The sequence below is a fragment of the Alkalispirillum mobile genome (assembly GCF_003664325.1).
In the GTDB taxonomy this organism is placed as follows: Bacteria; Pseudomonadota; Gammaproteobacteria; order Nitrococcales; family Halorhodospiraceae; genus Alkalilimnicola; species Alkalilimnicola mobilis.
This window is the reverse complement of the sequence record NZ_RCDA01000002.1, coordinates 270810-284540: the sequence shown is the minus strand read 5'-3', so window position 1 is coordinate 284540 and position 13731 is coordinate 270810. Positions and strand designations below refer to the sequence as shown.

Annotated in this window: 11 protein-coding genes; 4 read left to right on the top strand and 7 right to left on the bottom strand. The window is 66.3% G+C overall.

The genetic code is table 11. The features are described from left to right. Positions 1 to 2: 2 nt before the first annotated feature. On the bottom strand, positions 3 to 413 hold the full coding sequence (gene rnk / locus DFR31_RS09505; RefSeq protein ID WP_121442442.1) for a nucleoside diphosphate kinase regulator: 411 nt from the start codon (positions 411 to 413) through the stop codon (positions 3 to 5). A 255-nt stretch (positions 414 to 668) separates the two neighbouring features. On the opposite strand from rnk, the gene DFR31_RS09500 reads away from it, so the two are divergent. Continuing rightward, positions 669 to 1859, top strand: a complete 1191-nt coding sequence (locus DFR31_RS09500; RefSeq protein WP_121442441.1) for an MFS transporter — start codon at positions 669 to 671, stop codon at positions 1857 to 1859. Between the two features lie 18 nt (positions 1860 to 1877). Here the strand turns inward: DFR31_RS09500 and DFR31_RS09495 are convergent, their stop codons facing one another. The 4 genes from DFR31_RS09495 to DFR31_RS09480 all read right to left on the bottom strand — a co-directional run bounded on the left by DFR31_RS09495 (position 1878) and on the right by DFR31_RS09480 (position 5106). Then, on the bottom strand, positions 1878 to 2819 hold the full coding sequence (locus DFR31_RS09495; protein WP_121442440.1) for a metal ABC transporter permease: 942 nt from the start codon (positions 2817 to 2819) through the stop codon (positions 1878 to 1880). After that, a complete protein-coding gene (locus DFR31_RS09490) occupies positions 2816 to 3637 on the bottom strand; it encodes a metal ABC transporter ATP-binding protein (RefSeq protein WP_245971146.1) in 822 nt (273 codons plus the stop codon). Before DFR31_RS09490 ends, DFR31_RS09495 begins: the two co-directional genes overlap by 4 nt. A 2-nt stretch (positions 3638 to 3639) precedes the next feature. Then, on the bottom strand, positions 3640 to 4551 hold the full coding sequence (locus tag DFR31_RS09485) for a metal ABC transporter solute-binding protein, Zn/Mn family (RefSeq protein WP_121442439.1): 912 nt from the start codon (positions 4549 to 4551) through the stop codon (positions 3640 to 3642). A 111-nt stretch (positions 4552 to 4662) separates the two neighbouring features. Further along, positions 4663 to 5106: a VOC family protein gene (locus DFR31_RS09480; RefSeq protein WP_121442438.1), complete on the bottom strand. Its 444-nt coding sequence runs from the start codon at positions 5104 to 5106 to the stop codon at positions 4663 to 4665. Positions 5107 to 5379: 273 nt separating this feature from the next. On the opposite strand from DFR31_RS09480, the gene DFR31_RS09475 reads away from it, so the two are divergent. Next, positions 5380 to 7377: a TonB-dependent copper receptor gene (locus DFR31_RS09475; protein ID WP_121442437.1), complete on the top strand. Its 1998-nt coding sequence runs from the start codon at positions 5380 to 5382 to the stop codon at positions 7375 to 7377. A 28-nt stretch (positions 7378 to 7405) separates the two neighbouring features. Here the strand turns inward: DFR31_RS09475 and DFR31_RS09470 are convergent, their stop codons facing one another. Both DFR31_RS09470 and DFR31_RS09465 read right to left on the bottom strand, forming a co-directional pair. After that, positions 7406 to 9160 (bottom strand): putative bifunctional diguanylate cyclase/phosphodiesterase, encoded by a 1755-nt coding sequence (locus DFR31_RS09470; RefSeq protein ID WP_121442436.1) that lies wholly within the window; start codon positions 9158 to 9160, stop codon positions 7406 to 7408. 30 nt (positions 9161 to 9190) lie between these two features. Further along, positions 9191 to 12592 carry a hybrid sensor histidine kinase/response regulator gene (locus DFR31_RS09465; protein WP_121442435.1) on the bottom strand — a complete coding sequence of 1134 codons (3402 nt, stop codon included), beginning with the start codon at positions 12590 to 12592 and terminating at the stop codon, positions 9191 to 9193. 147 nt (positions 12593 to 12739) lie between these two features. On the opposite strand from DFR31_RS09465, the gene gloA reads away from it, so the two are divergent. Beyond that, positions 12740 to 13288 (top strand): lactoylglutathione lyase, encoded by a 549-nt coding sequence (gene gloA, locus DFR31_RS09460; protein WP_121442434.1) that lies wholly within the window; start codon positions 12740 to 12742, stop codon positions 13286 to 13288. Then, complete coding sequence (locus DFR31_RS09455) at positions 13278 to 13718, top strand: GIY-YIG nuclease family protein (protein ID WP_121442433.1); 441 nt, start codon at positions 13278 to 13280, stop codon at positions 13716 to 13718. The genes gloA and DFR31_RS09455 overlap by 11 nt, the downstream gene beginning before the upstream one ends. The last annotated feature ends 13 nt before the right edge of the window (positions 13719 to 13731 follow it).

Below are 13731 nucleotides of genomic sequence, written 5' to 3'. Positions count from 1 at the left end.
TATTAGCGGTGGTATTCCCCCTCTCGCTCGGGTTGGTACAGCACCTTCTCGATCTGCACTTTCAGACTGCCGCCACCCGGCCGCGGCCATTCGATCTCATCGCCCTCGGAAAGCCCGAGCAACGCACTGCCGACCGGGGCGAGAATCGATACCGTCTCGCTGCTGCCGGCATCCCGGGGGTAGACCAGGGCCAACTCGAAACGCTCACCCGTCGAAACCACCCGGAAACGGACCTTCGAGTTCATCGTCACCACGTTGGGCGGCATGTCCTCCGGCTCCACCACCTCGGCACGGTCCACCTCGGCCTGGAGTTCGGCCTTGCCCGGGCAATCCCGGGGGGAGGTGGCGTCCAGCAGTGCATCCAGCCGATCGGCGTCGCGGCTGGTCACGAAAATGGGCGGTCTTGTGCTCATTGGATAAACACCCTCAATCCTTTAATCGCCTGGCAGCCAGCCAGAAAAACCAGGACCCCGGCCTGGGGGGGCCGGGGTCCTGGTGGCGTCATGAGAATCGCCGCCCCGGGACCGGGGCGGCGCGCTACTGTCAGATATACGTGTTTAACAGACCGGGTGCAAGCGACCGGCGCCCGGCACCGCCGCTCCCAGGCCCATGCGACCTTTCGCCGCATCCTGCTAGACTGGCTCTCCCCCTGAGACGCCAAAACCAAAATGTTCAGAGAAAAACTGGCGCGACACCCCCTGGCCGTTATCGTCATCGCCCAACTCTTCGGCACCTCGCTCTGGTTCAGCGTAAACGGCGTTGGGCACGCATTGGGCGAGGCCGTGAATCTCAGCGATGCCGGCCTGGGGCTGCTGACCATGGCGGTGCAGGCCGGCTTTATCACCGGCACCCTGCTGATCGCCACCACCGGCCTCGCCGACCGCGTCCGCGCCAGCCGGCTATTCGCCATGGCAGCGGTTGCCGGTGCCCTCATCAACGCCGGTTTCATCATGGTGGCCGGTGACCTGCAGGCGGGCGTGATCGCGCGCTTTCTGACCGGGTTATGCCTTGCCGGCATCTACCCCCTGGGCATGAAGCTGGTGGTCAGCTGGACACCCCGGTATGCCGGGGCCGCTCTAGGCTGGCTGGTCGGGATGCTCACCCTCGGGACCGCCCTGCCCCACCTGCTGCGGGGGGCGACGTTTGAACTCCCCTGGCAATGGCCATTACTGCTGGCATCGGGTCTGGCGCTGGTAGCCGCCTGGCTGATCCTCACACTGGGTGACGGCCCGGAGCTTCCGGGACCGGCCCGCGGTGGCCGCCCGTGGGCAGGCCTGGCGGCATTCCGTCGCAACAATTTCCGGGCGTCAGCTTTCGGGTACTTCGGCCATTGTTGGGAGTTGTACGCGTTCTGGACCCTGACCCCGTTCCTGGTCGCACGCGAGATCCAGCGGCTGGGCCTGGACCCCGCCTGGCTGCCCTGGCTGGCGTTCCTGGTGATCGGCCTGGGCCTCCCAGGCTGCGTCTGGGGCGGGCGGATCAGCCGCTGGCTGAGCAGCTTCAACGTGGCCCGCATCACGCTCGCCATCTCCGGCACCCTGTGCCTGCTCTACCCGCTACTGGGCGCCGCGCCCCCGTGGCTCCTGCTGGGGCTGCTGGCTCTCTGGGGCCTGACGGTGATCGCCGACTCGCCGCAGTTCTCTGCCCTGGCCTCCGCGACCGCACCGCGGGAGCGACTGGGCGCCGCGCTGGCCATCATGAACGCGATCGGTTTCGCCATGACCATTCCGGCGATCGCGCTGACCACCCACTTCTGGGCGACGCAGGAACTGCACGTGATCTGGTGGCTGCTGCCCGGACCGATACTCGGCCTGATCGCCCTGCACCGCATGCAGCGACAGGCACTGAAGGAGATCTAGGCGGTGACAACTGCCCGGTCAGGGCTCGGGCGTAATCGGCACGCCGCGCCGGCGCCACCACCGGGCCAGCAGGCCGTGGCGGGGCGCGAACAACAGCGTTAACAGGAAAATCGCAGTGGCCACCAGCACGATAGCGCCGCCCGAGGCCACGTCAAAGAAAAACGACAGGTACAACCCGACCACGGCGGAGACCACACCCACGCCCACCGACAGGCCCATCATCGTGGTCAACCGCTCGGTCAGCAGATGGGCCGTGGCCCCCGGGGTGATCAACATGGCCACCACCAGGATGATCCCAACGGTTTCCAGGCTGGCCACGATGGTCAGCGTCAGCAGCAGTATCAACCCGTAATGGATGGCGCTGGTACGAAACCCCAGCGCCTGCGCCTGCAGCGGGTCAAAGGTGTAGAGCAGCAGCGGCCGGTAGAAGAGCCAGACCACCAGAAAGGCGATAATGCCGGAGACCAGGGTCAGCAAGAGTGCCGAGTGCTGAACCCCCAGCACGTTACCGAACAGGATGTGCATCAGGTGGGTGCTGGAGGCGATCTTGCTGATGATCACGATGCCCAGGGCAAACGCCGCGGTAAACATCAGCCCCATGGCCGCATCCGACTTGATGCGGGTATGGCGCTCGATAGCGCCGATCCCCAATGAGGTGAGTGCGCCGGTGATAAACGCCCCGATAAAAAAGGGCCAGCCCAGCAGGTAGGCGATGGCCACGCCGGGCAACACCGCGTGGGATATGGCGTCACCCAGCAACGACCACCGTTTCAGCACCACATAGCAGGAGAGCATGCCGCACACCGCCCCCACCAGCACGGAGGTGAGCAGTGCCCGCTGCATGAACCCATAGTCAAAGGGGCTTGATAGCGCCTCCGGCAGCAACCCGACCAGCGCCAGCAGCGCCACCAGCAGGGCATCGACAACTGCCAGCCCCACCCCTTCAAGCCAGGCGATCATAGCCAGGCCTCCCGGCGCGGCTGCGGCTCCTCGGACGGCCCCCGCCAGCCGGCGGCGGCCATCCGCGCCAGCATTTCGTCCACCAGCATCTCCTCCGGATCACCCATCCCGATGACCGTGCGGTTCAACAGCAGCACCTGGTCTGCGTACTCGCGGGCGCTGACCAGGTCGTGGGTGACCATCACCACGGTGCGCCCGGCAGCCCGTTCGCGGGCGAGTACATCCAGGATCAACGCCTCGCTGGCCGCGTCCACCCCGGCGAGGGGTTCATCCAGCAGCAGGACCTGGGCCTGCTGGGTCAGGGCCCGTGCCAGCAGGACCCGCTTTTTCTGCCCCCCGGACAGCGCACCGATCGGCCGGTCCGCGTACGCGGCCATGTCCACCGCCTCCAGCGCCGCGTCCACCGCCAGCCAGTGTCGGGGCTCGACCAACCTGGGCGGCATCAGCCGACGCCAGAGCGGGTCGCTGCGCATGTGCCCGTAGCGGCCGGTCATGACCGTGTCGCGGACCGAAATCGGGAAATCCCACTCGATGGCCTCCTGCTGGGCCATGTAGGCGATCGCACCGCGGCGACGTTGCCGTGCCGGCGACTCCCCCAGTACGGACACGCGCCCCCGCAGAGGGCGCATGGATCCGACGAGGATCCGGAAAAGGGTCGACTTGCCTGCGCCATTCGGTCCGATGATCGCCGTCCACTGCCCTGCCGGCAGGCGCACGTCCACGTGCGCCAGCACCGGCTCGCCCTCGTAGGCGGCATACAGTTTGTCGGCCTGGACAGCGATCGGTCCGGCAATTGTCCCGTCACGGGCTGGGGTCACGCTTACTGCTCCGAGAGATGCTCCGTCAGAAGGCGCGCATTGTGCCGCATCAGGGAGAAATAATCCTCTGCGCCGCTGCCCTCCTCACCGAGCGAGTCCACGTAGAGGGGGCCGGCCACCCGCACACCGGTGTCATCAGCAACGCTGCGCACATGCCGGTCGGAGATCGTGCTCTCCCAGAAAATGGCGCGGGGCTCCATCTCGCGCACCAAGTCCACGATGCGCATGATCTGACGCGGCGACCCCTCGGTCTCGGCGTTGGTGCCCCAGACCCCGTCGTGGACGAAGTCGTAAGCATCCGCGAAGTAGACAAAGGCCGCCTCACTGGTGATCAGCAGTCGCTTGCCCTCGGGGATACCAGCGAGTTCCTCGGTCAGTTCCTCGTGCAGTGCGTGCAGGCGATCGGCCAGATCCTCGGCACGTGACTCAAAGGCGTCGGCCTTTTCCGGGCGGATCTCGGACAGAGAGCGGGCGATAACCCGGGCGTACTCGGCCGAGGCGCGCGGGTCCATCCAAAGGTGCGGGTCCGGGTCGCCCTCGAAATCTCCGGTGACGATGGGCCGCGTTTCAAAGCCTGATTCCTCGGCCACCGGAACCACCGGCACACCTTCACCCACCGTGGCTCGGACCTGCCCCATCCACTGCTCCAGCTGGTAGCCGTTGTAGAGGACCAGGTCGGCCTGCTCCAGCGCCATGAAGTTATTGGGGATCAACTCCCATTCGTGGACCTCGGCCCCGACAGGGGTCAGCACCTTGATCTCCACGTCGTCACCGGCCACCTCACGGGCCAGGCCGCCCAGAATGGAGAAGGTCGCCACCACTTGCGGACGCTCGCCATCCGAGGCGTTTGTCCCCCCGCAGGCCGCTAAGCCCAACACCACGACCACCGTCACCGCCACCCGCACCCAGTTCATACTTTGCACACCTCCATATAGAACGCGTTTAAGAATCATTCCTAATTCTAGCGACAACGCTGAACCGTGCCAACCGCCGGCCGGGCAGTGGCGCCGGTAGTCTTTTCCCGGCTACCACGTACCGGTGTTCTCCATCGACGCCCACGGCTCCTTGGCCGGCAGGGCCTCGCCGGCCTGCAGCAGCTCAATGGAGATACCGTCCGGTGAGCGGACGAAGGCCATGTGCCCGTCACGGGGGGGCCGGTTGATGGTGATGCCGCTGTCCATCAGCTGCTGGCACAGCGCGTAGATATTCGGCACCCGGAACGCAATGTGCCCGAAGTTCCGCCCGCCGGTGTAGGTCTCCGGGTCCCAGTTCCAGGTCAGTTCCAGCATGGGGGCCTTGTCGGCACTGCGCGCCCGCTCTTCGTCATCGGGCGCAGCGAGAAAGACCAGCGTGAAGCGCCCCTTCTCGCTCTCCTTGCGGTTGATTTCCACCAACCCGAGCTTGTTGCAGTAGAAATCCAGCGATGCATCGAGGTCGCTGACGCGCACCATGGTGTGAAGATATTGCATGACACTGCCTCCCCGTTAAGCGATAGCGCCATGCTGCGCCGTCCGGCGCGACGCTGCAACCGAACCGCGTCAAATCACCCACCAGCCCGGTGTGTGATTTGCCACAGCACCGTGTGAGATGCCAGCCCTGACCTGCCCTGCCACTGCGAATCACTCCCATTAAAAACGAAATTATTCTATAGATCATTGGCTTAATAAATCACATCGAGTTGGCCTGTTTCCTGCTCAATCCTTGGAAATACAACCAGTACAACCAGGAAGCAGGAGCAAGCGATGCCAGCGTCATCCCGTACCCGCCACGCCACCTACCCCATCTCACTCGGGCTGCTCACCGGAGCCGCCCTGCTAGGTACCCCCGCCCTGGCGGACGCCGGGGGCAGCCTTGCCCCCATCGTGGTGACCGCCCCTGTCATGACCAGCCCCGGGGAACTTGAGACCGACCCGCGGACAAGCCGCCTGCCCCTGCCGGCGCAGGACGGCGGCAGCTTCCTCAAGTCCATCCCCGGGTTCACCACTAGCCGCAAGGGGGGCACCAGCGGCGACCCGGAGCTGCGCGGGCTGGGCGGCGGCCGCCTGAACATCCTGATGGACGGCAGCCCGGTGTTTGGTGGTTGCGGACAGCGCATGGACCCGCCCACGGCCTACATCTACCCGGAGAGCTATGACCGGGTAAGGATCTACAAGGGCCCGCAGACCGTTCGGTTCGGCCCGACCCTGGCCGGCGTGGTGGACTTTGAGCGGGACCCGCGGCGGTTTGACGATCCCACCGTCACCGGCCACGCCAGCATGACGGTGGGCCGTTTCGACCGCACCGACCTGATGGCCGACGTAACCGCCGGCAGTACCGAGGGCTACGCGCGCATCATCGGCACGCTCTCCACGCAGGATGACTACCGCGACGGAGACGGCGACAAGGTGCACTCGGAATTCGAGCGCTGGAGCGGCACCGGCATCCTCGGCTGGACACCGGATGAGTTCACCAACGTGGAGTTTGCCTACGAGCGCAGCGACGCGGAGGCGGCCTACGGCGACCGGATGATGGATGGGACCACCTTCGACCGCACCGGCTACAGCCTCACAGCCCGCCGCGAGGCCATCACCCTCTGGCTGGAGGCCGTGGAATTCAAGACCTTCTACAGCTACGTGGACCATGTGATGGATAACTTCCGGCTGCGTAGCGCCCCCCAGCAGACGGTGAGTTTTCCCGACCGGCGCACCACCGGCGCCAAGGTGGATGCGGAACTGGTGCTGGCCGACCAGACCTGGATGACGGTAGGACTGGATTACACCGAGGATGAACACCGCCGCGGCCGTCGGACCACGATGGAGGGTACGAACACGCTGCAGGAAGTGCTGAGTACCGACTACCCCCGCAATGACACCGCCGAATTCCGCGATTACGGCGCCTACGCCGAGCTGGAACACGGCCTGACAGCGCGCGACCACCTCTTCTTTGGTGCCCGGGTGGACCGTAACCGGGCGGAGGCAGAGTCCCCTTACGGCGGCGCCCCCCCCGGCACCACGGACCACAACACCCTGTGGAGCGGCTTCGCCCGCTACGAGCGGGACCTGGCCGACCTGCCCCTGACCTTCAACATCGGTGTGGGGGCTGCGGAGCGTGCGCCGGATTTCTGGGAGCGGATGAAGGATTTCGATCTGGAGACCGAGCGCCTCACCCAGCTCGATGCCGGCGCCCAATGGCACGGTGACCAGGTGTCTGCGACGGTCTCCGCGTTCTACGGCGAGTTCAGCAACTACATTCTGATCGGCGCCGAGTCCGGCGAGGCCGATGCCCGCAACATCAGCGCCACCCACTACGGCCTGGAGGCAGACCTCACCTACCGCTTCACCCCCGTACTCTCCTCCACCGCCACGCTGGCCTGGGTGCGCGCCGACAACGACAGCGACAGCGAGCCGCTGGCCCAGACCCCGCCCCTGGAGGGCACCCTCAGCCTGGACTACGACGACGGTAGCTGGTTCGGTGGCGGCGTGGTCCGCGCAGTCGAGCGCCAGGACAGGATTCACGAGGGTTTCGGCACCATCTACAGTGTGGATACCGGCGAGACCCCCGGCTTCGCCACCCTGGGGCTGTACGCCGGCCACCGCTTTACGCCGCAGACCCACGCCACCCTCGGCGTGGACAACGTGTTCGACAAGCAGTACCGCGAGCATATCCAGGGCGGTAGCCCCGATCTGGACCCGAATGGCCGGTTCGACCCGCTCAATGAACCGGGCCGTCAATACTGGATGAAGGTGGCCACCCGCTTCTAATCTGCACGCCACCCCGCCGGCCACATCCTCAGAAGGACCAGTCCGGCGGATCCTGGTAGAGACTGACAAACCCCGCCGCCGAGAGCGGCGGGGCGAACCAGAACCCCTGGGCGTATTCACAGCCGAGATCCCGCAGCAGGGCGGCCTGCTCGGGCATTTCTATGCCCTCGGCCACCACCTCGTGTCGGAAGCTGTGGGCCATGGCCACCACGGCCTGGGACAGCACCTGGTCCTGATGGTCGCGGGCCAGGTCGCGCACGAAGGCGCGATCGATCTTCAGGGTGTCCACCGGCAGGGTCTTCAGGTAAGCCAGCGAGGAATAGCCGGTCCCGAAGTCATCCACCGCAATCTCCAGTCCGGCATCGCTGATTTGGGTGAGCAGGTGGCGTGCCAGCCCGACGTCCTCCATCAGCGCCGACTCGGTCACCTCCAGGGTGAGCGCCCGGGCGGGCACCTGCCAGTGCGCCAGGGCCGCCAGCAGCCAGTCCGCGAACCCAGGATCCGACAGCTGGGCGGGCGAGACATTCACCGCCAGCTTGAACGTTTCATCGATCTGTCCCGATGCACGCCACGCCGCCAATTGCCGACAGGCCTCGTCCACCACCCACTGTCCGAGCACCCCCATCTGACCGCTGGCCTCGGCCACCGGCACGAACTCCCCGGGCGATACCTGCCCCCGTTGCGGGTGGTTCCAGCGCAGCAGCGCCTCGGCGCCGATCACCCGCCCGTCCCGGAGATCGATCTGAGGCTGGTAGACCAGGTGCAGTTCGTCCCTGGCGGTGGCGACCTTCAGCTGGTGCTGCATGGCGCGCAGGTCCGCCAGGGCGGATTCCTGCTCCGACGAGAAAAGGCGGATTCGGCTACCACTCCCCGGCTGCGGCAACGCCAGTGCGGCCCGCCGGACCAGGTCCTCTCCGCGGCTGCCATCCTGTGGCGCCCGGGTAAGGCCCAGGCGCCCCTCCAGGGCGAGCCTCAGCCCGTTCATCTCCTCCACCGGCTGCAACCGGGCCAGGAACGCCTCGGCGGCCACCTGCAACGCGTGATCCGGTTGGTACGGCCGGGTCACCAGCAACAGCTCGCTGCCCCCCCAGGCCCCGACACGCCAGTCCGGCGCGGACTCGACCAACCGTTCGGCCAGGCGGCGGAACAGGGCCTCGGCCACCGGGTAGCCGTGCAGCTGCGCGACCTCGTCCACACCGTCCAGCACAAGAAAGCAGACGGCGACCGACTCCCCCCGCTCCAGCCGCTGGTCGATCTCCTCCAACATGGCCTTGCGATTCGGCAGCGCTGTGACCGGATCCTCCAGCGCAAGGCGCTCCAACTCGGCGGTGCGGGCGCGCACCATTTGCTCCAGTTCCTCGGAGTGGTCCACCTGACGGCGGTAGGCGCCGTAATCCCCGAGGGCGTTCCCAATCCGCTGCAGCACCTCCTCGTGGTCGAACGGCTTGGTCAAGAAGTCACGAACACCCTGGCCCAGCGCCCGGGTGCGGGTCTCCCGGTCATTTTGCGCCGTTAGCACGATCACTGGCGGACACCGGTCGGCCCAGCGCGCCTTCAACCGATCAAAGACCTGGTGGCCGTCCATGTGGGGCATTCGGATATCAAGCAGCACCAGGTCCGGCGACCAGTCGGCCACCGTCCCCTCCACCTGTCGGGGGTCGGTGATCGCACGGATATTGTCATAGCCGCCCTCGGCGAGCATGGCGCTGAGTACCGCGACATTGCTCGGAGTGTCATCCACCACGAGCAGGCGCGCGTCAGTGCATGTTTCCTGCTCCCCCATCCAACAGCCCTCCTCTGCATCCCAATCGGATCAAGTGCACCACTCCTCCAGAATCTGGCGCAGACGGGCCATGTCCAGAGGCTTGGTAAGGTACTCGCGAAAACCGGCGTCCAGCCCCTGCCGGATCTGGCTCCGGAGGGCGTAGGCGGAAAGGGCCACTACCGGGATATGCCGGGTGGCGGCGTGGCGCGACAGCACCTGCAGCGCCTCGAAGCCGTCCATGCCCGGCAGATCGATGTCCATCAGGACCAGGTCCGGCTGCTCGCTGAAGGCCCACTCAATGCCGAGCTCCGCTGACGGCACGCAGGTCACCTCCACATTGGGCAGTTCGTCGCACACCGCACGCAACAGCTGCTGATTGGCGGGGTTGTCCTCCACGTACAACACCTTGCGGCGCCGGCGGGCGCAGGACCTCGCCTCACGCCGGTCATCAACGGCAGCGCACGGTTCAGACGACTCCGCGTGCGACTGTGGCTCATCCTCCGGGAGACAGATCCAGAACGTGCTTCCCCCCTCAACGGTGCCGTCCGGTTCCCTTCGGCGGTAGCCCACGCCCCCTCCCATCTGCTCGGCCAGCCGCTGGGTGAGCGCCAGCCCGATGCCGGTCCCCTCGATGCCGGCCTGGTCTGCATCCAGGCGGCTGAAGGGCTGGAACAACTCCGCCTCCCGCGCATCAGGAACGCCAGGACCGGTATCGTTCACGGCAATCACGCTCTGGCCGTCCTGCCAGCGCTCCCAGGTCAGCCAGACCCGGCCATGCTCACGGTTGTACTTTATGGCGTTGGAGAGCAGGTTGAGCAGCATCTGTTTGAGGCGGGTGTAGTCCGCCCGCACCGTGGGCCAATCGGTCAAGTCGGCCGGCGGCTCCACACTGACCGTGCTGGCGCCCGCCACCCCGGCGATAGTGTCCAGGGCTTCCCGGGCGACGTCGGCCACGGACACCGGCTCCAGCGACACCTGCATGCGGCCGGACTCAACCCGCGCCAGGTCCAGCACGTCGTTGATGAGCTCCAGCAGGTACTTGCCGCTACTGTGGATCTGCCGGACCTGCTCCCGCTGCCCGTCGGGCAGGGGTTGGCGGCGGCTGTTCTGCAATAACTGCGAAAACCCGAGGATGGCGTTGAGGGGCGTGCGGAGTTCGTGGCTCATCGCCGACAGGAAGTCGGTCTTGGCGCGGTTCGCCCGCTCCGCCTGGTCGCGGGCCTCAGCCAGCTCGCGCATCACCTGCTCCCGCTCGTCCAGTTGTCGGCGCAGGTTGATCAACAGCGCGCAGGCCGCCGTGAAGGGCTTCAGCCACTCGACCGTCTCCTCGCTGTAGCCATGCTGCCCGTTGGCGATGGCGTACATGCCGATCACCACGCCATCGGAGAGGATCGGCACACCCAGATAGTTGTCCAGCGGCGGGTGCCCCGGTGGCAGCCCCGCGCCACGGGGATCACCCGCGGGATCCCGACTGATCACCACCTCGCCCCTGGCAAAGCTGCGGCCGAGCAGGGTGTCAGCACGGCCCAGACGCATCCCGCCCTCCTCCAGCCGCGCGAGCAGGTCGCGGGAGGCGTCATCCCAGGTCATGTCGGTGATGGCATTGATCTTCAGTTCCGGACCCTGATCGGTCTCGAGCACCTCGCCGATGAACGCCTGGCCGCTGTCCGTGAGATCCAGCAGGGCGTCCAGCAGGAACCGCCAGAGCTGGTTGCCGGAGAGCAGCGCCTGGTAATCGGTGAGCCCCTGGTGCAGCACCTTGAGCAGACGCCGCTGGCCCTCGGCCGCCAGTGCGCGCTCCTTCTCCCGGGTACGATCCTGGGCCATTCCGACGATCCGGGCGGACTCCTCGGCCCCGCCCTCAATCCGGTTGCCGTCCACCGCAACCCAAATTTCGCGCCCGTCGTCGAGCACGAATCGGTGCTCCACCGCGAAGCGTTCACCGCGCTCCACGACACCCTGTAGTGCGGCCCTGATGGCCCCCCTATCGGCTTCCGGGACCCGCTCCAGCAACGAGTCGACCGTTTGCTCCTGCCCGTCGATCTCGCGGGCCAACACGGCCTCTCCCTCGTTAAGCCAGGTGATGTACCCGCTGTCCAGGTTCAACACCCAGGGCACGGCCCGGGCAAAACGCTGGCTCAGTTCCAGCACCGACTTCCTGGCCTGCAAGTCACGGGTTGCCCGCCAGAGGTCGCTGATATCGTGGGCAACCGTGACCACACCATTGACGTTACCCTGCGCATCGTAGAGCGGCGATTTGGCCAGTTCGAATCGGGTATTCTCGTCGTCCTCCAAAGGATTCACGACTACGCTCTCTGGTTGCCCCGTGCCCATCACCCGTTCATCTACAGCACCGGTAATCCGGGTAACCCGCTTCGGGAAGATATCCCGCGGACGTTGCCCCTCCAGGTCGCCCGGGGCCACCCCAAGCACGCGGGCACAGGCATCGTTGGCCAGTACGTACTGCCCCTGGGTATCCCGCGCGTAAATCGGGTTGGGACTGCCGGCCAGCACGGAACTCAACAAAGCCCGCTCCCGCTCCGCCGCCCGCGACGCCGCATGTACCCGGGAGAGATCGGTCAGCACGCCCAAGAATTCACGGCTGCCGTCGGGCCCCTCCACTTCGCTGACTGCCAGGTGCACCGGGATCTCGTGCCCATCGCGATGGCAGGCTTCCACCTCGCGGCCCGTCCCGATGATCCGCTTCTCGCCTGTCTCGAGGTAACGTTGGAGAAACCCGTTGTGGTGCTCGGCGTACCGCGCCGGCATCAGCATCGAGACGTTCCGCCCCAGGACCTCGTCCTGCTCGTAGCCGAGCATAGCCAGCGCGGCCGGGTTGATGGCCTGGATACGGCCCTGTTCGTTGATGCGGAGTATCCCGGCGGCGGAATCATCCAGCAGCGCCGCGTGCCGGATATTGATCATCCTCGCCGCATCATGCTCTTCCTGGAGCCGTTCACGCGCTGCGTGGAGCCGGATCAACTCCTCCACCTGACCGGCCAGCCCTTTCAACCATCGCCGTTCCTGCGCCGTCCAGATACGGGGCTGGGTATCCACCAGGCAATAAGTACCCAGCACCAGGTCCGAGCCCAGGGTGAGCGGCCAGCCGGCGTATGCCCGAATGCGCGGCTCCCCGGTCACCAGCGGGTTGTCTGCGAAACGCGGGTCCAGAGAAGCGTCCTCGATGAAGAGCGGTTCCGCATCGCCTAACGTGTAGGCACAGAAGGACTGCTCCCGGGGCGTTTCATCGAGACCCAGCCCGACGCAGGACTTGAACCACTGCCGCTTGGCATCCACCAGCGAGACCAGCACTACGGGCACTTGGAACAGGTCCCGGCCCAACTCGGTGATCCGGTCGAACGCCTGGTCCGGACCGCTGTCGAGTAGCTTCAGGGCATAAAGCTCGGTGAGGCGCTGTGTTTCATTGTCGGGCTTGGGGGCTGCGGCCATCGGCTGGGGAGACGTCCCGTTGTGACAACTGGTCAGACAGTTTATCGAAAAACCCTACAAAGGGGAGAACTAGGCGCAGATTTCGTGAACCTAGTAACATGCCAGGACATCCGCAAAACGGCGCACTGGCGCCAGGAGGGAATGCTCATGAGCCGTCATTTCGAACAGGCCGAGGGGCTGTGCGAGAACGTCGACGCCGCCACCGAGGGGTTCCGCTATAACCACACCATGCTGCGGATCAAGGACCCGAAGGTGTCGCTGGACTTCTACACCCGGGTGCTCGGCATGCGCCTCGTCCGGCGGCTGGATTTCGACGAGATGAACTTCACCCTGTACTTTCTGGGCCTGATGGGCGACGACGAGGCCGCCCGGGTACCGGCCGACGAGAGCGAGCGGACCACCTGGACATTCAGCCGCCCTGCCATGCTGGAGCTGACGCACAACTGGGGCTCGGAGAACGACCCGGCGGTGCAGTACCACAACGGCAACGACCAGCCGCAGGGGTTCGGCCACCTGGCGATCAACGTGCCCGACATCTATGCCGCCTGCGAACGCTTCGAGCAACTGGGGGTAGAGTTCGTCAAACGCCCAGACGACGGCAAAATGAAGGGCATCGCTTTCATCAAGGACCCGGACGGCTACTGGATCGAAGTGGTCCAGCCCGACCTGATGGCCCGCATCGCCCGTGGCGAATGAGGTCACCTACCAGCTCTACATCCGCCTGAGCCGGGCCTGCCGCATCCAGGCCGGGCGGCTACCGTACCGCCGCCTGCCCGCCGGCTGGTACGTCTACACCGGCAGTGCCCGGCGCAACCTGGCGGCCCGGGTGGAACGCCACCTGCGCCGGGACAAGCCGCGGCGCTGGCACATCGACTGGCTGCTGACCCGGCGGGAGGCCAGGGTGATTCACGTGGTGTTGAGCCAGGCCGCGGAGTGCCCGCTAAATGCCGAAACGGGGGGCGAGGTGTTGATACCAGGGTTCGGTGCCAGCGACTGCCGGGCCGCCTGTGGCAGCCACCTCCGTTACCTGGGCAGTGAGCGGCCCGCGGCCGTACCCGCCGAAAGCCTACACCGCCGCCAGCCCGGGCTGCGGGCCCTGCGCACCGCTCTGGGGGCGGAGGAGTAGGCGTCGGGAACGC